Annotated in this window: 15 protein-coding genes; 12 read left to right on the forward strand and 3 right to left on the reverse strand. The window is 49.3% G+C overall.

Features of this window, described 5'->3' with window-relative positions; genetic code table 11:
- The first annotated feature begins 130 nt into the window (after positions 1 to 130).
- The 7 genes from Pla110_RS11980 (at position 131) to Pla110_RS12010 (ending at position 10,327) form a co-directional block, all read left to right on the forward strand.
- Positions 131 to 403: a DUF1883 domain-containing protein gene (locus Pla110_RS11980; RefSeq protein ID WP_144995992.1), complete on the forward strand. Its 273-nt coding sequence runs from the start codon at positions 131 to 133 to the stop codon at positions 401 to 403.
- Positions 396 to 788, forward strand: a complete 393-nt coding sequence (locus Pla110_RS11985; RefSeq protein WP_144995993.1) for a hypothetical protein — start codon at positions 396 to 398, stop codon at positions 786 to 788. The genes Pla110_RS11980 and Pla110_RS11985 overlap by 8 nt, the downstream gene beginning before the upstream one ends.
- Before the next feature lie 102 nt (positions 789 to 890).
- Positions 891 to 1,682, forward strand: coding sequence for an HNH endonuclease (locus Pla110_RS11990; RefSeq protein ID WP_197440157.1), 792 nt, complete (start codon positions 891 to 893; stop codon positions 1,680 to 1,682).
- A gap of 49 nt (positions 1,683 to 1,731) precedes the next feature.
- Positions 1,732 to 2,451, forward strand: coding sequence for a transposase (locus Pla110_RS11995; protein ID WP_261342450.1), 720 nt, complete (start codon positions 1,732 to 1,734; stop codon positions 2,449 to 2,451).
- Between the two features lie 309 nt (positions 2,452 to 2,760).
- Positions 2,761 to 4,950, forward strand: a complete 2,190-nt coding sequence (locus Pla110_RS12000) for a CHAT domain-containing protein (protein WP_144995996.1) — start codon at positions 2,761 to 2,763, stop codon at positions 4,948 to 4,950.
- Positions 4,951 to 5,342: 392 nt separating this feature from the next.
- Positions 5,343 to 6,578, forward strand: coding sequence for a DUF4365 domain-containing protein (locus Pla110_RS12005; RefSeq protein ID WP_144995997.1), 1,236 nt, complete (start codon positions 5,343 to 5,345; stop codon positions 6,576 to 6,578).
- Between the two features lie 335 nt (positions 6,579 to 6,913).
- Positions 6,914 to 10,327 carry a tetratricopeptide repeat protein gene (locus tag Pla110_RS12010; protein ID WP_197440158.1) on the forward strand — a complete coding sequence of 1,138 codons (3,414 nt, stop codon included), beginning with the start codon at positions 6,914 to 6,916 and terminating at the stop codon, positions 10,325 to 10,327.
- A gap of 852 nt (positions 10,328 to 11,179) precedes the next feature.
- Here Pla110_RS12010 and Pla110_RS12015 read toward each other — a convergent pair.
- Positions 11,180 to 11,428: a site-specific integrase gene (locus Pla110_RS12015; RefSeq protein ID WP_144995999.1), complete on the reverse strand. Its 249-nt coding sequence runs from the start codon at positions 11,426 to 11,428 to the stop codon at positions 11,180 to 11,182.
- Positions 11,429 to 11,714: 286 nt separating this feature from the next.
- Positions 11,715 to 12,431 (reverse strand): hypothetical protein, encoded by a 717-nt coding sequence (locus Pla110_RS12020; RefSeq protein ID WP_197440159.1) that lies wholly within the window; start codon positions 12,429 to 12,431, stop codon positions 11,715 to 11,717.
- 700 nt (positions 12,432 to 13,131) lie between these two features.
- On the opposite strand from Pla110_RS12020, the gene Pla110_RS12025 reads away from it, so the two are divergent.
- The 5 genes from Pla110_RS12025 to Pla110_RS12045 all read left to right on the forward strand — a co-directional run bounded on the left by Pla110_RS12025 (position 13,132) and on the right by Pla110_RS12045 (position 22,186).
- Positions 13,132 to 14,706, forward strand: a complete 1,575-nt coding sequence (locus Pla110_RS12025) for a DUF1254 domain-containing protein (protein ID WP_144999693.1) — start codon at positions 13,132 to 13,134, stop codon at positions 14,704 to 14,706.
- A gap of 707 nt (positions 14,707 to 15,413) precedes the next feature.
- The gene (locus Pla110_RS12030; RefSeq protein WP_144996000.1) at positions 15,414 to 16,343 is read left to right on the forward strand and encodes a YybH family protein; all 930 of its coding nucleotides are present in this window, start codon (positions 15,414 to 15,416) and stop codon (positions 16,341 to 16,343) included.
- 58 nt (positions 16,344 to 16,401) lie between these two features.
- Positions 16,402 to 17,772 (forward strand): protocadherin, encoded by a 1,371-nt coding sequence (locus Pla110_RS12035; RefSeq protein WP_144996001.1) that lies wholly within the window; start codon positions 16,402 to 16,404, stop codon positions 17,770 to 17,772.
- A gap of 253 nt (positions 17,773 to 18,025) precedes the next feature.
- The gene (locus Pla110_RS12040) at positions 18,026 to 20,992 is read left to right on the forward strand and encodes a response regulator (RefSeq protein ID WP_144996002.1); all 2,967 of its coding nucleotides are present in this window, start codon (positions 18,026 to 18,028) and stop codon (positions 20,990 to 20,992) included.
- Between the two features lie 27 nt (positions 20,993 to 21,019).
- Positions 21,020 to 22,186: a PP2C family protein-serine/threonine phosphatase gene (locus Pla110_RS12045; protein ID WP_144996003.1), complete on the forward strand. Its 1,167-nt coding sequence runs from the start codon at positions 21,020 to 21,022 to the stop codon at positions 22,184 to 22,186.
- A 627-nt stretch (positions 22,187 to 22,813) separates the two neighbouring features.
- Here the strand turns inward: Pla110_RS12045 and Pla110_RS12050 are convergent.
- Positions 22,814 to 24,430 (reverse strand): efflux transporter outer membrane subunit, encoded by a 1,617-nt coding sequence (locus Pla110_RS12050; protein ID WP_231742391.1) that lies wholly within the window; start codon positions 24,428 to 24,430, stop codon positions 22,814 to 22,816.
- Positions 24,431 to 24,494 lie beyond the last annotated feature (64 nt).

Here is a 24,494-nt window from a genome sequence, read left to right on the forward strand (position 1 = left end):
AATACAATTTTGGCTGGCAATCCACGCGTCGTATCGTGTACTGATTCTGTGGGTGACATGATGTCCTTCGAAAATCAAACGAGAGCAAGTCTGTGCAAGATAATAACAAGTTATGTCTATAAGTCTGTAAATGAATTTCCTCCATTACGAAGTAGATCTATCCACGGGTGACGTTGTCGAGGTGACCCTCGACAAGCAGGCGAATGTACGTGTACTGGACGAGGGAAACTACAGCCGATACCAGCGTGGCGAACAGCATACTTACTACGGTGGTTTGGCAAAAGAGTCTCCAGTTCGGATTGCGTCTCCACATGCTGGACACTGGCATGTTGTCATTGACCTCGGCGGCTACGCTGGCACCGTCCAGGCTTCAGTTCGCGTCGTAAGGGGGAGCAATGTTTGACCCAGCTCCGAACGAAGACTCCGCGCCACTTGGCCCAGCAATTCATCGTGCGCGCCTCGACAAGCTGTCGATTTTTGAGGTTTCCGAATCTGAATTGGAGACGTTGGAGCGTGGTTCGCCCGATTCATTGTTTCTAAATCTTGCCATATTCGTTCTTTCGGTCGCCATTTCCTTCTCGATCGCGCTCGGCACAACAACAATTACGTCGGACCGTGTTTTCATTATTTTTGTGATCGTCACCGTTATTGGGTATCTTGCAGGGGCGACGTTTGGTTTTTTGTGGTGGCGTTCGTACAGGTCGGTCAAATCTGTCGCAAAACAAATACGAAACAGGTTATCGCCTGAAGGGGTGCGTGCAACGTCCGAAACTAAAAACGAGACATAATAATAAATGCACCAGAGCCGCGAATCCTAACGATTCAAAATGGGCAATCGCTCGTCGCGGATCGTTGATTGCAAAGGTGAGCCCACAATTAAGACGCTTTGTTTGTTTTGCCAATCCGATAAACCATTCACAGCCGAGCACGTGATTCCGGAATCACTCGGTAATGACGATCTTGTGCTCACAGGCAACGTCTGCACGGACTGCAATAACCACTTCAGCAAACTCGAAGCTCTTGTCCTCCAGAAGACGTCACTTGCCTTTTGGCGAGCATACCTTGGCATCAAAACGAAGCGAGGAAAGTTGCCCTCTGTCAATCTCTCGCAACCGAATCGTGAAAAGGGAGTGTTTCCATCAACACACCCCGCGCACGACGACAAAATAGGATTCACTGCGCATGAGGATGGATCGAGTTCAGTTGAGATCGACGATCTAAGAATCGTTAACGAGATACTCGATGATCGACGCACTAACTTTAGATTCGTGATGACTCCAAAATTGCTGTTCGTCTTCGGTCGCTTCCTATGCAAGGTTGGCATCGAATTGCTTTGCATCAGCGACCAAGACGTTGCCCGTAGTGATCAATTCCAACGGGCTCGTCGGTTTGCACGCTACGGCGACCTTGGCAGTCTATGGCCAATCTTTCACTTCACCAAAGGACAGCCCGGCGATTTTCGTAAGGTACGAGTTGACGCGGACGGTTTGATCAAGGACGTGGATTACTACGGGTACAGCCTGTTGGAAGTTGCCCAGCGATACACTCTTGCTCATCTTCGAGTTGGCACGGACAACTGGGTTGTCTGTCTCAATGATCCGTTCCCAACTCCAGAAATCAGAACTGCATTCCCAGAATACGATCTTCAGTGTATTTGGTACTCGCCCGAAGAAGTGGGCTAACAACTCATATCTACTCTGACCTTTTTGAATTCTGGATGGGCGCACGCACCTGGGTTACAAGGCCGAACACGTCGTCGATCTCGAGCATGAGATCATTCTCTCGGCGACAGTACAGGAAGGGACGGCCAGCGACGCGGGATCGTTGCTGGGCAGCCTGATCGCGGCACAAGGCAACCTGATTCTGGCGGGAAGTGAAGAGAGCATTGAGGAGGTGACGGCGGACAAGGGATACCATTCGAACGCAGCGATCAGCGATTGCAGTGGGTTCGGTGTGCGAACTTATATCCCGGAACTGGAGTTAAAGTACGAACGGGTCTGGGCCGACAAACCAGAGGAATACGAACGGTCCATGACCAATAACCGGCAACGTATGAGACGCAGCAAAGGCAAGCGATTGCAGCGGCAACGCAGCGAAAAGGTGGAACGGAGTTTCGCCCACACGTGCGAGACGGGCGGAGCCAGGCGAACCTGGTTACGCGGCATGGAGAAGATCAATAAACGCTATCTACTGCAGGCAGCGAGTCGAAACCTGGGGACCTTGATGCGGTCGCTGTTCGGAACGGGCAGCCCACTGGGTCTGCAGGGGGCGGTTTGGGGGTTGTTTGGACTTTATATAGCCGTTATTGAGTGGCTTTGCGGTTTGCCCGGAGCTTCATCGCGGCTCAGATCGGTCCGGACCAACAATCGGCTGATAAAAACCGCCCATGAAAACCACCGTCACTATTTACCGACATCCCAGCGGATAGCGATGTTTTCAACGGGCTGCTAAGGGCGTACCTGGAATTCTGCAAGTAGATGTAGTAGACGTTGCATACTTCGGTCCTACACTTGGATAGTCCAAGATGGGTGGACTCATACTGATGACGTCTGACGCCGGAATTTCCGAAGAGTCGTCGCGAACCCCTCTCGTACTCTGGAGTCTTCAAATACATCATGAGGGATTGTTGAAGTACCCTACGATCGCCTACATTGGGAAATAGAATTCTGTTTTTGATATAATCACTTGCTTGGTTATAGTGAATGTCCTTGCTGTTGTTGAAACCATCCCGTGTTACGATAGGCTTATTAGGAGCATCTGATGGGCCCCGCATTCGATCAGTGGCTACAGTCATTCAGTTCATTTCAAAGCCGTCGATGGGCTGGTGCAGTAGCTAACCCTTGGCAAGAACTCAAAGACCTCGAATCGCTTACTCATGGACTGGTTTCGGAAGGACTGGACTCTCGTGCCGCAGCTGCTTGTCTTATCTCTGTTGAGGAGGCAGGTTTACTCTATGAAGAACGGAAGTACGACGAAAGTCTCGCGCTTGCAAAACTCTGCAAGCCGACGGGGCTGGTATTAGGACCAGCAGCGGAATTGATTAATTCCAATCGCGAACTTGTGATAGGAAATATTTTTCTTGTTCGAGATGAAGATACAGTAACCGCTGCTGAGTATTTTAAGCGTGCAATCGACGCATCTGGACCCAGTACCCCGTTGATTCGAGGAAATGCCGCCTTTAATCTTGGAATTTGTCAGAATCTCGATAGCCAAGAGGAAGATGCGATACATAGCTTTAAGCTAGCTGCCTACAGCTATGAACTTGCTGGTCGAGACGACAAAATCAGTGACGTCCTTCACGCCACTGGAAACACGTATCGCAAGCTCGATCGGACCGAGGAAGGTGTCTCCAGTTTGATGCAGGCTCTGATTCTTTATAGCACCTCCCTAGATGATATGGGAACTTGGCGCGTGGCTGACGATCTCTCACGCGCATTTTTGACATTCGGGTTAGAACGGCCTGAAGAAAACGACCAATGGCTCGAAAAGGCAGGGGAAATGTCAGACATTGCAATGGCAGCAGGTACTCAGGTCTGGCAGACATTGTGCAACGAGGAAGACCGACTCGCTGACCTCTCTGAGCAAATGATCAATCTTGCGACCACTCGATGTGAAATTGCGATGCTGGAAGAGAGTCCGAATGAGATGCTGGCCACTTTGGCCGTAATGAAGGGACGGATTCGTCTTGTCCAAAACTCTGTACCGCATGCTGTACTTGCCGGACGCGACGATGAATTCAAGGAAGGGATTTCCGAAGGTGTTCCATATCCACATCTCGAGCTCGTAATTGAAGCAGTGGAACAGTTGTCCGAAGGACGAACGATAGCGTTGTTAGACCAGTTTTCTATTCACGACAACGAACTAGTAATGGCATACGTCATACCTCAGAAAAAATATTTCGGGGGATACCATACCTGTCTCGGCGACCCGCCAGATGGGTCAATGTCTCCCAGGCTCCGTGGAAAAGAGCGTGGCGACAGAATCGTCAGTACTTGCCAGAGCCTTCTTGAGAACATAGTTTCGCATGGGCAACGCTGTAGCATGGTTCTTCCTGATGATCCAATGAAGGCCGATACGAATACTCGCAAACAACTGGAGCAATGGAACGACGAGTTCGCAGACGAATTCAGACAATTGGGCGAAGTCTTTTTTCCTGATGAAATATTGGACGAATTTCGTAGTCTGGGAGTGGAACATGTTATTCTCAGCGTTGATCCTCTATTTGCACGGACACCCTATTCATCTCTTATCGGTAAACATGGACCGATCATTGATGAGCCTTGGGATCTTTCACTCGTGACTTCCTCAATGGAGATTGTCAGAATTGCAGAACGGCAGAGCCGCCAACGTGAAGACTCAAAGAAAATTTACTGGTTTGCTCCCGATGAGGAAGTGAATGCAAGTCGAGGTGGAAACGAAGAGATTACAGCTATAACAAATATGATGTCAGCCACGCAAATTCGAGAAAAAGAAGCCACTGTTCAGGAAATGGTTGATTCGTTAGATGTTGGGCGATTTTGTCATTTTCGGGGCCACGGTCGTTGGACAGGAGACGTGAAATCATCTGGCCCAGTTTTCACCAATGACGAAGTCCTCTCATCGGACAAATACTCGAAGTCAGGTAAATTTCCTGGTTTTCTCTTTACTGCTGCATGTCTGACAGGATTCGGAGATGCAGTCGGAACGGAAATGCAGGGATCGCTGGTGGATTATGATCGTGCTGGTTTATACGGTACCATATTGACCAACTGGCCGATTCATGGTCTCGCCGCAACAGTATTCACGGAATTGTTTTACGAAAAGTTGCACAATAGCGGAAATGCTGCCAGCGCAATCCGGGAAGCTAGTATCCATTGTCGAGCACTGATGCCCCACACTTATTTATGGGCACCATTTGTTTTGATTGGCGGATGGAACTTATCCAATTTTGTCCAAATAAATGGTGATTAAAGATCGATTTTCGCATAAGTGTGTTCATTTTAAGTAGGGGTATGCGACAATAGTTGATGCGAACATTACAGGTCCCAATATTTCATCCAAATGTCGGAATAAACAATTCATTTGTCTTCCAAATTCTTACTGATTAAAGAATTGAGGGAGGGAGAACTATGAACTGGGCTAAGATGTGGATAATGTTCCGAATACTCAATGAGTTTCATCCTGTTTGTTATATCTGCGTAGAATTACTGTAACTGCGCTACTACAGATAGGGTACGCATTGAAAAGTTACTCATGCTATGTATCACATACAGTATCTATGTGTGATATACTATCCCTTAAGCAATATTTCAGAACAAGTCCGTGCAAGTTAAAATAAGCTATGTCGCAAGGTGAGCTGAATCATGAAGGCCCAAGACAGTGACCGCACTGAACGAATTGGCACAGGCATTGCAATGGCCGTGTTTGAGTCGCTTGGATTTGCATTCCGCGAGCAGTCTGAGAGTGACTATGGGATCGATGCTCACGCCGAGCTGATCGTAACGGAAAAGCCGACCGGTCAACTCTTGGGTCTCCAACTAAAGTCTGGCCCAAGCTACCTCTCGGAAACATGTAATGATGGTTATGTCTTTCGGACGGACAAGAAGCACGTCGACTATTGGCTCAAACACGCACTACCGGTTCTGATCTGTCTTGGTGACGTCGATACCAAAACGATCTACTGGCAGGTTGTAAACTCCGACACCGCCGTTTCAACTGGCAAGGGCTTCAAGTTCACAGTCCCGACCACACAGACAATTGGTCCCGCGTCAAAGACAGCACTTGCTAGCCTTCTCACACCGGTGGTTGCAACTGATCGGTACACAATCTTCAAAACCGATGACACGAGCCATGGTGCGGCGAAACGCTATTCATTTGAGGTTGTGCTCAACGGCAGCGTGAGCAAGGCGGAAGTTGCTGCGATCGTTCGCCAAGTTACCGACGAGGGCCAGAAACGAAGATACCATCGAAACCACATGGTTGAAGGACAATGGGGTGACACGGACGCGTATGTGGTCTGGACGTATATCTATCCAAGTGCCGAGGACCACAGTCGACGCAATCACGTTTGCCGCAGCATTTGGATCCATGACAGCTTGGCGCCTGAATTCCGCCCAATGGGATTTGATGGCGAAAATGTCGGCGACAACATCATTGTTGATTGGAGTGACAAGTACGATTTCCTTACGGAACACGTATCGACACACACACTTTCTAAGGAAGCTTATTTTTCCGAAGTGTTGCCCCGAATTTATGAGCTTAAATCGGCACTAACAACTATTGAGGCCAACTTGCTAGCACTCGCCAACAGTGACTCTCAGGAAACTGACTTTCTCGCCGCAACGGAGGCCGAGCGATCGCGAATCAACGAAATCTATTTCGAGATCACAGATTTACCTTATGCGCCCTTTGAGTGCCGTGATATGGATACCAAGCTCGAAAGCTTTGTTGCTTTCCTGCACAATATTTGGTTGTTCTACTCGGATGAAGGTCGCACGAGTTGGGACGAACAAAGCAGGCTTGAACAATCATTGCAGCAGCGGTCGTATGCTTGCGAGACCCTGCGACACTTGGAGTACGAACTTTCCAAGGCACGTTGAGCAGCGACATAACGAAACAATGCACTGGAGTTGTCGACCGGGCGGAATTTGAAATCAACGTCACTGGCGGTAAAGTGGTGATTTCAAACGTTAGCCAGTAACCGATGAGGCAAATCTGAAATGAGAATAAAGGAGTTGCTCAAGGTACTCTCTGAAAATCGTGAGCAGGTACCGCAAGTGAATCACGCAACTTTGACTGCACGTTGAATGAAGCGTTAATGCAGAAGCAACCAGAGGTTCCCTACTTATTAAGGACTCCCGGGCGAATTCCCAAATCCACAATAGCGATAGGACAGAATACTGCCCGTCTAGTATTCTTTATTTTTTGAATGGAAATGAAGAAAACTGAATTCAGATTTGACGTTGCTCTATCATTTGCTGGGCAAGATCGACCTTATGTAGAAGCTGTGGCGAGAGCCATGCAGTCGCTTGGGCTTCAGGTATTCTACGACCAGGACCACCACGCGCACCTTTGGGGTAAAAATCGAACTGAGTACGAGAAGATCTACGGACCAGACTCAGCATATGTAGTGCCTATGATTTCAAAGCACTACACAGAGCGAGAATGGACTCAATGGGAATTTGAAACAGCCAAAAGAGAGGCAAAAAAACGTGAGGATGACTTCATCCTTCCGATTCGAATAGACGACACGCGTCAAATCGGCCTAACTGATGACCACAACTACCTCGGAGCAGACGACTTTACTCCTAAGGAGATTGCGCAGGCTCTGAAGACGAAACTCGATACAAGATTTATCAGGAAGAGGAAAATCGATCGATCTCAAAAGGTCGGTATGACCGTATTGACCGCCGCAGCGAGAGAAGCACTCGGTATAATCATTGCGGCTCCGATTCCAATGACAGCTAGTCACCTAAAAGGCCTTTTCCCAGACATTGACTGGCCCAAACATATTCGGCGTCTCAAACAGCTCAAATTGATCAATGCAGATGGTCTCGTCGATTCTCCAAAGCACGTTGTAGCAAGTTTTACAGATGAGCTTGCCAAACTGGAGTCACGTTGGGTCATTCGACTTGAAGAACTTCAGGACCATGTTGACTGCGCTCTGTTCTTATCGCTTCTCTACATCAAACAAGAGCGTATTGACGACGCAGTTTTGTTGGTCGCAGATGCCACATTGGCGACTGAATCAGATCGCTGGATGCCATTTTGCATCAGCATTTTGAATGCGCTGAATAATAATTTACTTAGAAAAATGCAGCCCGAAACGCGAATGAAGTTCTTTCATGCGTTCGGGCATTGCCTATCTGCATCATGTCAGTTTGGAGAAGCTCGTGCCCAATTTGAAAAACTACGAAGAATAGCAGTAAGACGTAAAGATCCGGAGTCCGTTGGTCTTGCACTACTGAATATCGGCACGAACTACCACAAACAAGGTGATATTGAGTCGGCGATAAGGTTCTATGAGCGTACGCGAGATCACGCGAAGAGACACGAATTGACGATGCTTGCATCCCACGTCGCCGGGAACATGGGACAAATCGAAGTTGAGATCGAGCCCGAAAGAGGGATCGAGTTGCTGCGTGAATCCATTAAGCTGAAAAAGAAGTGCAATGACGAAATTGGAATTGCAGGATCGACACAAGTTCTGGCACAAGCATTCGCGGAGTTAGGCGATTTTGACTCGGCAATTCGGTACTATGATGAAGCTGAAGCGATAACGCAAAATCTTCAGCTCGCACACTTGGAAACGCTGCTACTGAATAATAAGGGGAATACGCTTTTCGAAGCTGGCAAGCGAAGCGAAGCACTCCGCGTGTTCAAGAAAGCCAAGAGATTGGCATACAAGGAAGGATTTGACGAGCTACTTGTGCGTGCTACTGAAGGTATTTCCCGCGTTCTTTACAGCATGGGCAAACTGGATGAAGCCAAGTTGCGTATGGAAGAATTACTTGAGCTTGCAACGAAAACAGAATTATTTGAGTTTGTAATGACGGCACATCACGGCTTGTGGGCTGCAAATACACGACTCGGTGACTACGAAGACGGCTCTCGACACTTCCAGGCGTTGACTCGACTTGCTCGCAAGAGAAAAGCAGAGCATTGGTTGATTCGCGGACTCGTTGACAAAAGTCGTCCCATTCAGGATGGTAACTTTATCGAAGCGGATCTCAAGACGCTGAAAGAAATGATTACTAAAGAAGCTCGCCGAAAGAACAAAACTGCTACGGCAGCCCTCTGGTTTAAACTTGCCCAGATTTGCGTGCCAAATGACATTTCTGCAGCGACAGACGCACTTCACAAGTGTATCGTTTGTTGCGAGGATGAAAAAGAGTTGGTGGAAACGCTTCTTGAAGCATACGAATTACTCTACACCTTGTATTGGGATTTATCTGGCCAGTTTGAAGATGCCATTGAGATATTGGACTCGATCGTCAGAGTCGCGAAACGACATAGCAGCGTAGAGATTGAACTTGCCGCAATCAACCAAAAAGGCGTTTGTCTACAAGCCCTAAGTCGAGGTAGAGAAGCCTTACAGCATCACAAACGCGTTTCAGAACTTGCACGAAAACAAAAACTACCTTGGTTGGTGGTTAAGTCATTACAAAATCTTGCTGAATGTCACCTTCGACTAGGAGACACTAACGCAGCCCTCCGCGTTTTTAAAAAAGCCAGAATTGTGGCTGCCGAGTCGGGCGATGAAGCTTCCGTTATCCAGATCGATCACGGGCGGGCGTTGACTCTTGTGAACACACAAGAGTTCGATGAGGCCACCGTTCTATTTAAAGAATGTCGTGCTCGTTCACTTCGAATGGAATTGTGGTCCGAGTACGTGCGGGCATGCGAGGCCATTGCAAATCTATCATGGACGCGTGGTAGAAAAAAGACAGCAGTTAAGCTGTATGAAAAGGCACTATCGGAATGTGACGCCCGAGACGTGGTCGAATGGAAAGCACAGATCGCTTTCAATCTTTCGCAATTACTCCGACTACTCGGCGACTTTCGCAAGGCACATAAAGTTCTTTCCCATAATATAGATTTGGTAGACGATGTATTCCTCCTGTCGGAATTTCACTCAACACTTGCTGAACTTTGCGAGGAAACGAATCAGCTAGACGATGCCCGAGAACATTGGCAGATCGCGGTTCAGTCATCTGAGAATGTTGGTGATGAGGATGAGATTGTATACTGCCGTTCGGGCTATGCAAAATTCGAAAGAAGACACGGTGACCAAAAGAGAACAATTCGGGAACTGGATGAATTGCTGAAAGGAAAGCTATCGACGGAGGATCGCGGCATTATACTGAAGCAGTTATTCAAAACATTGCTTGAACGAAAGTCTGAAAAACGAGCTGAGTCGATTTTTCTTACCGCTCAAGATCATTTGCAGAAGTACGAGCTGAAGGAACAGTTGATCGACCTTTATATGGCAGCATTTGACCACAATTGGATTGGAAATCGAGAGTCACGGTTCAATGCACTGCAGGCTTATGTAGCTGCATTTCTTACTGCGGCAGCAGACACTAAGGTTGAGGAACAACTTGGAGACATTATGGGTCGCACACTGCTCAAACTCACTCAACTGGAAACGGCACCGTCGCTAACCCAACTTGAGTGGCTTACCAGTCGACTCGAAAACTGGCTAACTGAGCAACTTGGTGAAGCCGAACTGATTTCAACATTGATGCATCCAGTTCGTTACGCAGAAAAACTGATCCCATTCAACAAGAATCCAGTGAGGTTTCTGGAGGAACACGCGCGACTGTTCGCTGAATTCACTGGCGAGTAGATCGCTTGCCGGAACTGTGCTCGACTGACACGGTCTAGGTTATAAAGTGCTAAAAGCAAAGTTTTTCGCTGCTTGCTTCATCGACTGCGAAGCTATTCACCCTAAGTTATCTCAGGCGTTTAACACCATCGACTCACATGACGACCCTGCTCGGTCACATAGTCCGCCGCAATTGTAAGACTCACCGACGGTTCAGTGCGCTTATACTCTGTTCGAATTTCGTGATATCTGTCAGGGATACTTGTTCTTTCGCTGACAGTCGATACTAACGCCTGCAAATGCTGACTCTATATGAATGCCGTTACGGTAAAAAAGTTATTGAAAACACTGGATCGTGAAATCCTTCATGAATGGCTTGAAGCGAACGACAGGCTCCGCCTTGACTGCTCGATCAGAGAAAGCCCTGTTTGTGGAAGCTGGGCTCCGAGTACTGGCCTACGCCTTGCGGCGTTAGCCCACAAAATACGTTCTATGATTTTTTTTCAACAAGGCTAAACTGCTTCTAGCATTCCAACTGGCTCAAGTTTGGGGAGTGAGGTCTCAGATCTTAATGAGAATTCAAACTCTGTCTATAGTTTGGAGAGGAGGGCAAATGAATCACGTCAGTAAATGTGAACCGTAGTTTTTAGTTGATGTAGCCGGAACAAACTCGGAACAATGTTGCCCGTACGAATCCGATCCTAAATCTTTCTTATTACCCTAAGAAAGCGATTCAAACACCTTACTGGAAGCAACATAACCTCTAACTGTCCTGTAACATTCACATAAATACAACATCGAAATTGTGGATTTAGGATCCAGTGTCCTTAGCGACGTGGGGGTTCGAGTCCCCCCTCTCGTACTTATTACTATTCAACGACTTACATCGATTTGCTGACTAGCCTTCTTACCTGCGTTTTTGTCCGGGTTACCTGGATCGTCCATTACGTATGCCGAATACACTAAATCGGATAGTGATAGGGCATTCTGACCGAAGTAGTACTTCAAAGTCGTGTCGATACTCTCGTGACGCATCATGGTCATGAGTTGCTGTGCAGGAAGCTTCAGCGATAACCGAGCGGCGAATGAACACCGTAGGTCGTGAGCTGAGGCGAACTTCACATTGCCTCCCTCTCCGTGATCATGCCGAACGCTTTCCTGCCGATCTGCGAAATGATTCGACTCTGCTCGTCGTCAACCAATCGGACCGACTCTGTCCGACACTAAAAGGGGTGTCTTTTCATCAGTTTTTCACGTCTTCGCTCGAAGTGGCAGTTTTAACTGAGGAGCTTTATCGAGTAGCCCCTCACTGAACGTCTGATTGTGCGTGGCCTTAATATGGGCGAATGTCTCTTGTTCTTCTGCTTGGAACGCCTCAGCCTCATTAGCCCTGGATGAGATATGTTGATTAATTCGCGACCAGAATAATCGCATATCCTCCTGCTCCCAAGGCGAACGCCCAGAAGCGGCTTTTCCGTTCTTCGGGTAATTCCTCTTTAAATGTATTGAGCAGAATTCCGCCCGCCAGGAAGGCCATCACCGACGCGGTCAAGGCTTCATGGAGCTTCGTAGAAACTCCTACGACCCAGCCAACCAGAATAGCAGCAGAAAGCACCCAGCGGGCGACCTGACTATATCGCTCTTTGTGATGTTGTCTCAAGCCGTGATCGTTAACGAGAAAATGTAATCCGATTCCGATGAGGTATAGAACCAAGGATTGTAGCCCTCTATCTTCACGCACAAGCAAGTATCCAAGCAAAGCGTTGTAGATTGCATAAGAAACGATATGCAGCCAGAATACTTGGTTGCTAGTTTCTTGCGATTGCCGCTTTGAGCGTATGGCCGCTTTATCCAGACCGTAAAAGACAACCAGCCCAGTCAAGACCAACAACCAGAGTAGATGTTCTGCGATCAGATTGTAGCCCTTATCCGCAGTCGTTTTCCGAAGAACTTCGTGATGCTTCTGGAGTTCGGGCATAAGATGAACGATGGCATAGGCCACCGCCACACCACCGGCAATCGACAGCCATTGGCTGCGGCGCATCGCGTCGAGAAAACGTAGTTTGCCAGCACACAAATGAATGGCGGCGAGAACAATGGCTCCGATCAGTGATTCAAAAAACACGAACACTCCTCTTTAACCTCTTTACGATTGATGACGCCACATAAAGAAACGGATGCCGCTAAGTTCTTCTTCGACATAAAATACCGATCTTCATACTATAAATAATATTCAAGGATGCACACCGGACAGTTCGTTCGATAATTAAGATGGATGGTCTTTCGCGAACACCTTAAGTCATACCCATTTTGATTCGGTTGAGAATTTTAACAAAGCAGCTCCATCACTAGACCATGCGATATCATCAGGGGCTTGGCAATCAGTTGCTTGGACTAACTGAGGTAATTGAATACATCGCGAAAGAGATCCAATGCCGAAAACGACTTAGCGGACTGTGTAAATAACACCCGAGATGGTGGTATCAACTGCAATCAACCTACCGTTTAAGTAGTCGTCTGAATATTGTGCAAGTCACCTAATTGAATCTTTCTTTACGATTTGACATATCATTGCGAGCTGTTAAGTCGAGCAGAAACAGTGTGTCTTCCTCACCTACCCAAACCACGCAGGGCCATCCATTACTGTGGTATTCGCCCTTTTGACAGTAAGCGAGTCTTTCGCCACTGCCAGCTGAATGGTACGCTTAAAGTGGTTCTAATTTCGTTCTCCCCCTCTCAATTCACTACGAGGACAATCAATGCACAAGGTAAATCGCAAGAGCCTATTTGTCGGGTTCTTAACTCTATTAGCGGCCTGGGCGGTGATGCCTGGTCTTCAATTCGCCAGCGCACAAGATGTGACTCCGATTCCACCTTTCATCAGCACTCCTGATCAGGTGGAAAGCCCATTCGGCCCGCTGGATTATGAGGATGGCGTTCCGACTGAAGAGACGGCCGAAAAAGTAAAATACGCCCTGGACTTCACACGCGCCCTCAACGTCTACAACAACAGTTTCCGCGGGGCGTCGGCATACGCCATTGGCAAAGGGCTTCAGAGTATCGGTGCCGAAGACAATAGCATCGTCATCTTCTCGGAATTGATGGACGCCAACTCGCTGTTCCTCACTGCGAACTGTGATACGGTCTACTACATGGGTGTCATCAACCTGTCGCAAGGCCCGATGGTTATCGAGCAACCCCCCGAAGGACTGGGAACGATCAACGATATGTGGTTCTCTTGGATTGTCGACATCGGTCGTCCTGGTCCAGATCGCGGTGCTGGTGGCAAGTACTTGTTGGTGCCACCCGGCTATAACGGCCCGCTGCCTGAAGGAGGATATTTTGTTGCCCATTCCAAGACGAACCGAGTCATGTATGCTGCACGGTCATTCCTGGTTGACAATGATCCCAAACCGGCGGTCGAGAATATCAAGAAGAACGTGAAAGTTTACCCGTACACGCCTGGTGGATTCGGCACAAGCATCGCCGAAGCCCTTGAGGGTGAAGTCAAACTGGGAATGAGTCCGCCGGCGCCTGAAACTAAATTCGTGGAGGCCACTGGTAAGTCGTTCAACACCATTCCTCCCAGCGACTACGGCTTCTTCGAGATGATCAACGAGAATGTTCAGCAAGAACCTGCCACCAGTTATGACGTCGAACTGGCGGGACAATTGGCGGCCATCGGCATTCAGCATGGCAAGCCCTTCAAGCCTGATGCGCGAATGAAAAAGATCCTCACTGATGCAGCCGCGATTGGCAGTGCGACTGGTCGAGTATTGAATTGGCGATTCGCCACGATTCATCCCGATTGGGCTTACTATCCCAACTCGCAGTGGGGCAACATGCTCTTCGAAGGAGGCGCCTTTTTCGAGACACCTCCACCCGCCTTTGAAGACGGTATGTTCAAGCCTTACCCAGCGACGGGCGCTCGAACTCTTGATTCTCGCACGGCGTTCTATTACGCCTACACCCTCGATTCTCCGGGAATGATTATGCGGATACCTGGCGTCGGGTCCCAATACCTCATGGCCTTCCTGGATCCTAGTGGAAAACCGTTCGATGGTGGAAAGACCTATAAAGTGACGCTGCCCAAGGACATTCCCGCACGGGCCTTCTGGTCGTTCACCGTCTATGATAATCAATCGAGATCGATGCTCCAGACCCCGCAGAAATACCCGCGTGCGGGCAGCCAGACCTATCCATCTCCTGCCGCAAAAGCAGAGTCCGATGGTTCAACGACCATCTACTTTGCGGCGGAACAGCCGGAAGGGGTCGAGAGAGGGAACTGGATTCAGACCAACCCGAAAAAGGGCTGGTTCACTATCCTTCGACTCTACAGTCCACTCCCCTCGTTCTTCGATAAAAGCTGGCAGCCGAGTGAAATCGAGTTAGTTCAATAACCCTGCCCCTATCAGTAATCACCAAATCAGGCTCCAACCTTGCGAAGTGCGATGTTGGAGCCTGATTTCATTTACGATTCTCGTTAACCGCCTTAATGTCGTTCAGCCAGTTATTGGCTTAATAAGTCCAAAGAAGATAGTTCACTGGGAAATGCATTTGGGATGAAGACCTGCAGTCATCGGGAGGTCTAAACAGGTTTTCTGGAATTTCCTGCACTCCAGGTTCCGAGTCTCTCTGTACTATCGGTGGATTTTGAGCCTGCATTACCCCTTGTCATTGAAAATGAAGTTTAAAGTCCATTTTTTATTGATTTAAGTTCAGGTTTGAGGCTAGCATAAAAATAGGTAAACAGCCCTATCTGGGGTAGCCTAGGGGAAATGACGCATTGCGAATAACGAACACCGAAAAAAGCCTATTTTACAGCCTGGCCGTGGCGATTCTTGAGCCTGCAATCCAAGGGTTTTTTGTGCCCCATCTTCGAGTTCTCAGGAAGATTTTTCTTGTCCGTCAGTGATCGTTCTCCCCTTTTGAGCTGCGTGCCAGCCTACTTTGACGTCATTTGATTAAACGAGAAATAGTCCACTCAAACAGCCGTTTTAATCATCCTTAAAGTCTCGGGCACCCTGTTGCCATTTCTATCTGAGGACTTATTTTCCCCTGACAACTCCACAATTTACAATCCAATTTCTTTTCCAGGAGTCCTTCCGTGAGACGTATTGTTACCGCAGTTCTATTTGTGTCTTTATCGTCTAACAGTATCGGCTGGACGGAGGAAACCCGCTCAGAGCCTGCCTCGGCAAGTAAGACGACGCAGGCCGTAGAAGAATCCTCTGAACTGAAGGAAATTCGTTCGGGCTCGGATGCGTTCGTGAAGGCCTTTAATGAAGGAAACGCAGAAGCGGTGGCGAGCCTCTGGATGGAGAATGGCGAGTACGTAGACGAGACAGGGGAACGATTCACGGGTCGCGATGAAATTCAGAAAGTGTACGCCGACTACTTTGCTGCCCATCCCCAGAGTCAAATTCAGAATGAGATCGACTCCCTGCATAAGTTGAGTAGTCAACTCGTGATTGAAGAAGGACGAACGACCGTCGATCAGAATGCCACAGCAAATGCAGGTTATTGTCATTATACGGCGATCCATTCACTGGAGGATGGAAAATGGAAGCTCGCTCTGGTTCGCGACCAATGGGTCGACGCACCGATTTCCGAACAACATATTTCGGATCTCGACTGGCTGACAGGGACATGGACAGCAGAAGAGCGGGGTATCGAGATCGAGTCCGTTTTCGAACCTGTGGAAAGTGGTAACTTCATGAAGCTTACACACACAGTTACTCAACTCGACGGTTCTCAAACATCAGGTTTTCAAATCTTTGGATGGAATGCACGCAGCTCCCAGATTCAATCCTGGAATTTCAACTCAGATGGCGGGCACGCAGTAGGTTACTGGGTGCCACAGAGCAACGGATGGCTAGCCGAAATGCACGGCGAATCTGGAGATGGAATGGAAACCAAAGCCGTGAACTCACTGATTCGTCTGGATGAAAACGCCTTCGCTTGGAAGTCCGTGAATCGTACATTGGGCGACTTACAATTGCCGGATACGGGTGAAGTCATAATGAAGCGGAACTGAACACCCACGTCGCGATAGATTTCTATGCCCAATCATTTTCAATACGAAGGAAGCTTCGATGTTACGTAAATATTTAATGACGATTGTTATTGCGAGTACAATGTTGGCCTTACCTCTGGATGACTGTTTCGCACGCGGATTTGGCGGCGGTCGAGGCGGATTCGGTGGTGGAGGATTCGGCGGCGAAAGAGCAGGCGGCGGTGGGTTTCGTGGTGGCTTAGGGGGCGACCGAGCCGGAGGTGGATTTAATCGTGGCGGGTTTGGCGGTGACCGAGCAGGTGGCGACCGATTCGGCGGTGGCAACAGACCTGGTAACGCCGGACTGGGCGGTAATGGTTTTGGCGGCAATCGACCGGATGGAAACAGGCTTGATGGAAATCGACCTGATGGAAATCGACTTGGCGGCAACGGTTCAGGTGAAAGTAGACTTGGTGATGGTGGGCTCGGCAATGGTCGAGGAGCCGACGGTCAGGCAGGCTCTCGATTTAATTCTCCTGATAAATCAAAACTCGGCAACTTTCTCGGACTACCCTCCGACGGTGGCATGAATCATTTGGCGGGTGGCAATGGTAATGGCGGTCGTGGGATTGCCGGTCGTGCCGGTAATGGATCGCGAATAGGCCAGGAGAACAACATCGGTTCCGGAAATCATATTGGAGAATGGGGTAACAATGTAACCGGAAACAAAGTCAACGTCGCCAATCAAGTGGGCGTCGGAGGTGGGTTCAATCATGTGCCTACATCGACTCGATACTCAGACGCTTCAGCGATCCGAACCAATTATAATGATGTCAATATCTACGGGCGTGGCTGGTATGGTGCACATCCAACGGCGTGGCGTGCTGCGGGTTGGGGCGCGGGCTACGCCTGGCGAGATGCGACCTGGCGTTCACTCGGAACCTGGTTTGCTTATCCAGAATATAATGCCCCTCTCTATTATGACTACGGCGATAATGTCGTCTACCAGGGAGAAGATGTCTACGTCTCCGGAAAAGATGTCGGAACGAGCGAAGAATATTATAACCAGGCAAGTCAATTAGCTTCGGATGGCTCTAGTGATTCGGAGTCGTCTTCGCAAGGAGATTGGCTTCCTCTCGGTGTATTTGCCCTGAGTGATTCGGGAGCCAAAAGTGCTTCCGCAACGATTCAACTTGCAGTTAATAAAGAAGGTATCCTGCGAGGAAACTACACAAAGTCCGATTCTAAAGATTCGCAAGTTGTTCATGGATCGGTCGACAAAAAGACGCAACGGGCAGCTTTTACCGTGGGAGACGACCAGACAGATATTTATGAGTCAGGTCTGTATAACTTTACGAAAGAGCAAGCCCCGTTACTGTTGCACAAAGGTAAAGATAAGACACAACAATTGCTGATGGTTCGCCTCAAGAAGCCCGCTGGTGGCGATGATTCTTCGAACGATAATCAGTAAAAAGCTTAACCACGGATTCTCTCGCCGACATGCTATTCACATGCCGCAGATTTTCACCGTGCCGTTCATCATACTGGTGTTCAACGTGCAGGATTGGCAAGGGCAGGACTGCTTCGTCCCGCCGGTTGGTTTTCCCAAGTGCGTTGGTCACCTCTAATGAAGTCTAATAGCCAGTTTCCGAATCCCGTATTCGGAGACTGGCTATTCTTTCAATTAGTACCCCTTGCTGTCCCTCGGCGGTATATTGAGATACATGAATTCTAAACGCCTTATCATCGTCATCTTCGTGATCACGCAGTGGTTCGCCCACTTTGCCTGCGCTCAAGCTCCCAATGACGACATTCTGAACTCTCAAGAACGGGAGTGGCTTCGCGATCATCCAGTGATTCGGCTTGCTCCGACTCCCGAATACCGGCCAACGGAATGGTTCAATGAAAAGAACGAGTACGTTGGCATCACGGCGGATTTCGTTCATGAGATCGAGCAGGTGCTGGGGATTGAATTCCAGGTAGTGCAGACTGGTTCCTGGAATGAAAACCTGCAAATGATGCAGGCGCGTGAAGTCGATGTCTTTCCGATTGCAGCAGAGACGGTGGACCGGCTCGAATACGCAAAATTCACCGAACCGTACATCATCTTCCCAGCGGTCATTCTGGTTCAGGCGGGAGACGAAGATCTCAACATGGAGGCCCTGAAAGGTGAGCGAGTCGCCGTCATCGAGGGCTATGCTGTTCAGGAATACCTCGAAGAAAAATATCCAGAGCTTGAACTGATACTGGTCAATTCGCCTCGCGAAGGAATGTTCGCCATTTCTTCAGGCAGCGTGAAAGCGTTTATCAGCGAATATGCAGCGGCCTCGTACGTAATTGAAAATGAAGGCATCGCAAATGTCCGCATCGCAGGAGAGTCCGGATACACCTACCAGATGGGATTCAGTGTGCGAAGTGACTGGCCGGAACTGGTCACGATACTCCAAAAAGGGCTCGATTCGATTTCGAGCGAAAAACGCAAGGAGATCATTAACCGCTGGGTCTCTCCTCTGCCAGAACCGCTTCCCTTTTACATGCAGCGGTGGTTCTGGATCAGTCTTTCTACTGCACTCGCGGTGATTGCGATCATCTTCACCTGGAACCGGGCCCTTAAGAGAACCGTCAGGCTGAAAACGGAAGAACTGCGACAGCATCGAGACAATTTGGAGGAACTGGTCGCCCAACGTACCAGTCAACTGGAACAGGCCAGTAAGGAAGCGGAAGCTGCCAGCAAAGCCAAAAGCGACTTTCTTGCCAACATGAGTCACGAAATCCGCACCCCGATGAACGCCATCATCGGTATGTCGGAATTGGCTTTGGACACCAATCTCGATTCCGAACAAACAGAGTACTTGCGAACCGTGCTCTCCTCTGGCGAAGCGCTCCTCATGTTAATCAACGACATCCTCGATTTCTCGAAGATTGAAGCAGGCAAACTCGACCTGGACAATATCAGCTTTAAGCTTCGTGATACGCTCGGCGACGCCAATCACACACTCGCACTCCGGGCTCATAAGAAAGGACTCGAGTTGGCTTGTGACGTGTTGCCCGAAATCCCCGATCATTTGATCGGAGACCCCGGCCGAATACGGCAAGTGATTGTGAACCTGATCGGCAATGCCATCAAGTTCACCACGGAAGGGGAAGTCGTCTTGAGCGTGAAGGTTAAATCTCGATCTGAGGAATCGATACTTCTGCATTTCTCCGTTTCCGATACGGGGATAGGAATTCCTGTAGAAGCTCAGGAAAAAGTCTTTGGGGCGTTCGACCAGGCCGACACGTCCACTAGCCGTCGCTATGGCGGGACCGGCCTCGGCTTGGCCATCTCGCGTCAACTAGTCGGAATGATGGGTGGGGAAATCTGGCTGGAGAGCAAGGTTGGCGTCGGGACCACGTTTCACTTCACATCACAATTTGGCATCCAAGATCCCGCAACGATTCCCGTTGCGGCCGGCCTCGACGAAATGGAGGGCCTGCCCGTTCTTGTGGTAGATGACAACGATACGAATTTGCGGATCCTTCAAGAAATCCTGACTCACTGGGGGCTCAATCCGACGACGATTAACAGCCCACAAAAAGCGATCCAGTTGCTGGAACAAACTATCGAAAATGGCCCACAGTTCAAATTAGTGCTTTCCGATGTCAATATGCCCGACATGGACGGTTATGACTTCTTACTCTGGGTTCGTGCTCAACCTGAGCTACAAGACCTGACGTTGATGCTTTTGACGTCCGCGCGAACCAGCGGTGACGCGGCTCGCGCCAGAGAGATTGACGTGGCTGCGCTGCTAACGAAACCAATCAAGCAATCAACCTTGTTGGATGCGATTGGGACGGCAATGGGCAAACACAAAAGCAAGGCTGCTCCCGCATCAAGTGACAAAGAAGAAACTGCGGAAGTCAAACCACTCTCTATCCTTCTCGCCGAAGATCATCCGCCGAACCAGCAGTTGGCCGTCCGGCTCCTCGAACGCCGAGGGCATTCGGTTGTCGTCGCCAACAACGGCATCGAGGCACTTGCCGTTCTTGAGAACGAATCATTTGACTTGCTGTTGACCGACATTCAGATGCCGGAAATGGATGGTTTCGCTTTAACGAATGCGATTCGTGAAAAGGAACGTGAGACCGGAGGACATCTACCGATTGTCGCGATGACTGCCCACGCGATGCAAGGCGACGCCGAAAGGTGTCTGGAAGCTGGCATGGACGGATATGTCTCGAAGCCTGTCCGCAGGAAAGCCCTCTATGAAGCAGTCGAAAGCGTAGCCGGGACTGCTACTACTCCAGAAAGTCCGGAGAAAGTGCCTGTAACGCCCACTGTTACTGAGCCCGTAAATGAAGCTGTAAATGAAGCTGAGATTTTCGATCGTGAGGGACTCCAACAAGAGTATGAGGGAGATGAGGATCTCCTCGCTGAGATGGTCGCCTCTTATTTTCAGCTGACACCGGAAATGTTACAAAAAATGAACGAAGCCATCGAGAGCGGAGATAGTGAGACTGTTTCCAGCATCGCTCATACTATTAAAGGAGGAAGCGGCAACTTCTTTGCTAAAAACGCTTTCGAACTGGCTCTCGAACTTGAGGTGATGGGCAAAGAAGGTAACCTCAGCAATGCCAGAGAAACCTGTCAACAACTAGACGCAGCATTGCAACAACTGAAATCGGCGCTCGAAAGCTGTATTCCATCATAAATCGCGGTGAGTAGATCGGACCCGAACGTGAAAATTCTAATTGCAGAAGATGAACTGGCGACACGACTCCGTCTGGAGCGCTACCTGGAGAAAATGGGCTATGAACCGACGGCAGTAGAAAACGGTGCCCAGGCGTGGGAACTCTTTCAAGAGGGTGGTTATTCGCTCGTCCTGACCGACTGGATGATGCCCGAAATGGATGGGCTGGAGCTAGTTCGGCGAATACGTTCCATGAATCGTGATGAATACACCTACGTAATCATGCTTACCTCGAAGAGCGAGACCAGCGAAATCGTTGAGGGGATGGAAACGGGAGCAGACGATTTCGTCACCAAGCCGTTTGACCGAAATGAGTTGCGAGTTCGCGTGCGCGCTGGTGAACGCATCGTGCAATTGGAACGCAGCCTCGCCGAGCATAACCTTCGTATGAAATCTGATCTCGATTCGGCCGCTGATTTGCAGAAATCATTGTTACCCGTTTCATCGCCGGATCTTGAAGGTGTCTCATTCGCCTGGAAGTTTCGGCCTTGTGATGAGCTGGCGGGCGACATTCTCGGAGCCTTCAAGCTTGATGAGGAGCATGTCGGGTTTTATGTTGCCGACGTCAGTGGTCATGGTGTCGCGGCAGCATTACTCTCAGTCAGTATCAGCCGCATGATGAACTCGACGCCGTCAATTTCGTCGCTACTCGTTCAACCGATCGAGGGAGAATCGAAGAATCGCATTGCACCCCCTTCAGAAGTGTTACGGGAGTTGAATCGCCGATTCCCTATGGAAGAATCCGGTGGGAAGTTCTTCACAATGGCTTACGGTATCCTCAACGTTCGCACACGCGAACTTCAGATCGGTTCTGCAGGTCACAATCCAGCCATTCGCGTTTCTCAAGATCAGCCTCCAACATTGCTGGATGCTGAAGGAATTTTAGTCGGTGCTGTTGAAGATTATGAGTATGAAGACTGTCACGTGCAGTTAAGTCCGGGCGATCGACTATTCGTCTATTCCGACGGAGTCGTCGAACAAGCCAATCCAGACGGCGAACAATATGGCGAGGAAAGATTGCAAACACAGCTTGCCGCAGGCCGTTCAAAGTCCATCACTGAAGGTGTTCGGAACATCGAACAACAAGTTGTCGATTGGAGCGGTAACGGGCATCTCACCGATGATCTGTCCATCCTGGCTTTAGAAGTCGAATGACAAGTGAGTTATCGATTCCATCGAGATATTATCGGAGTAGTGTCTTTTCCCCTACGAAGTGCGGTGTCGCCGTGGCTTTCTCGAAGACAACAGTTTGCGACAACAGGTTTACAGTATCATCAGAATCAAACAGGCATACGAGCTTGGCATAATGAACTGCACTCTCTAATTCTGACCGCTTTATTGAAGTTAAGGATCAAGCCAGAGGGCCTCTCGCAACGTGTGACACTTGGAAATGAACCACCAGGTTCGTTTCTCTTTGGATGGTCGGGGACTCCCAGAACAAGAGACGTCTCCGGCAGGAACGCACTTGTACCATGACGGGTAGGTCGGATAACAAGAACGCGGAAACGGACGAGGAGTATAGTCGTCGCAACAGCAGTTGGCCGGAAAGCAACTCCCCACACAATCGTGATGACAGGGGCAGCAATCGTCTGACCCCTCCATCATAGAATCACATGTTCCGGTATCGTATGTCCCTGTATCGCACGTCACTGTATCGCAAGTCAGTTCGCAGGAACTGGCTGGAAAGAGCTGAGGCTCTTGGGCAACGGTCAAGTTCACAAATCCCCACGCGGTCAGAAAACCGAGGAGACAAACCAATTTTCTCGACATCGAATCTCTTTCCTATTCTGAAATCACAAACTCTGGTTTTTCATTCGCCGGAGGAGCACTTTCCGGTTGAAACAATTGGAAGTCAATTTCCCTGACCTCAGTCTCAGCCTCAACCATAGGCTCGATGAAAGTTGGGGCGTCCGGAAATGTTTCAAAAGAAGGCGTCGGAATGACCTCGGAATCAGTGTCTACTTCTGGGTCAGATAGACGCAATTCCCATCCGCCACCAAGTGATCGATACACGGTGATCAAGCCGAGAGCGATATCTCCTTGAGCCTGAGCTAACAAATTCTGTTGCTGTACCAGGAACTGCTCCGCTACGAACACAGACGTGAAATCAATGACGCCTGCGTTGTATTGTGCGGAGGCCAAGGTTACGGCACGTTCGGCTGCCGCGACGCTGGCCGTGAGGTGTCTAGCCGACACTTGAGAGTTCAAATAATTGATGATTCCATTCTCGACTTCACGGGCGGCAACCAGAACTTTTTGCTGATAAACGGCCACCAGTTCTTGTGTTTTAAATTCTTGAAGGCGCACATTATTCGCGATGCGTCCGTAGTTTAGAATATCCCAATTGAGTCCCGGTGTGATTTGCCCGATACCGCTCCGTGGTCCGAAGAGGAGATCTAGATCCTTTGCCTGGTAGCCAATGTTTCCACTAATAAAGAAGTTGGGATAAAAGTCGGCTTCTGCGACACCGATCTGGGCATTTTGAGCAGCAATGAATCTTTCTGCGGAGCGAAGATCCGGTCTGCGGCGAATCAAATCTGCGGGAATACCCACAAGTACTTCGGGGGGAGATTCAGGGATTGGGGCCTTGCCAAGCATCTCGGCCAGATCGGTCGGTGGCATGCCCAACAAGACACAGAGTTGGTTTTGTGTCACTCGGACGCCAGACTCGACAGTCGGAATGGTCGCCTTCAGTTGTTCCAAAAGTGAAGTTGCCTGGACTGTCCCCAATTCATTGGTCTGCCCCGCCTCCCATCGCTCCGTAGCAATTTTGAGTGTGGCTTCCTGCAGACTGATGTTCTGCTCCAAATACTGGAGTTGTTGCTGAAGGACTCGATAGGTGACATAGGTGGAAGCGACATCGCCGATTAGCGAAACCATGACATTATCGTAATCATCAACCGAAGCATCGACAACGTCGTCAGTTGACTCGATGATGCGACGAATCTTACCCCAGAAATCAATTTCCCACGTGGCGCCAAAAGTGGCGTTCCAGGTACTGAAGCTTCTTATGGGAGATGGGATCGCGACATTCTTGCTCGTTTGTGTGCGGGTGTACGATCCGTCAATCGATTGACTTTGCGGAAACAGAGTTCCGACGGCAATCGCTTTTTGAGCGCGGGCCTCGAGTACACGAATACTGGCTACTCGTAAATTCACATTCTGCTCGTAAGCGGTCACGATCAGATTGTTAAGTACAGGATCGTCGAAGGCCGCCCACCAATCGCTATAATTCGGTGAGGCGTTGCTAACGCCGACTTTGCCCGAGTCGATCCATGCATCTGCCAGTGGCGCTGGTGGACGTTGATATTCCGGCCCCACTTTGAAACCGTTATGCACAAACTCTTGGAGCGTTGTCGAGCAACCACTCAAGAGCGTCAAGCTAAGTACCCATGTCACTAGCAAGTTCTGGCGCAGCGCTCGTCGGTTCAATGACTTCTTGTGTTTTGAATGTAAAGATTTA

The organism is Polystyrenella longa (genome assembly GCF_007750395.1).
Taxonomy (GTDB): Bacteria; Planctomycetota; Planctomycetia; order Planctomycetales; family Planctomycetaceae; genus Polystyrenella; species Polystyrenella longa.

Coding starts and splice junctions, on each gene's coding strand:
- Pla110_RS11980 (WP_144995992.1), top strand. CDS start 131: ATGAATTTCCTCCATTACGAAGTAGATCTATCCACGGGTGACGTTGTC.
- Pla110_RS11985 (WP_144995993.1), top strand. CDS start 396: ATGTTTGACCCAGCTCCGAACGAAGACTCCGCGCCACTTGGCCCAGCA.
- Pla110_RS12000 (WP_144995996.1), top strand. CDS start 2,761: ATGGGCCCCGCATTCGATCAGTGGCTACAGTCATTCAGTTCATTTCAA.
- Pla110_RS12005 (WP_144995997.1), top strand. CDS start 5,343: ATGAAGGCCCAAGACAGTGACCGCACTGAACGAATTGGCACAGGCATT.
- Pla110_RS12010 (WP_197440158.1), top strand. CDS start 6,914: ATGAAGAAAACTGAATTCAGATTTGACGTTGCTCTATCATTTGCTGGG.
- Pla110_RS12025 (WP_144999693.1), top strand. CDS start 13,132: ATGCCTGGTCTTCAATTCGCCAGCGCACAAGATGTGACTCCGATTCCA.
- Pla110_RS12035 (WP_144996001.1), top strand. CDS start 16,402: ATGTTACGTAAATATTTAATGACGATTGTTATTGCGAGTACAATGTTG.
- Pla110_RS12040 (WP_144996002.1), top strand. CDS start 18,026: ATGAATTCTAAACGCCTTATCATCGTCATCTTCGTGATCACGCAGTGG.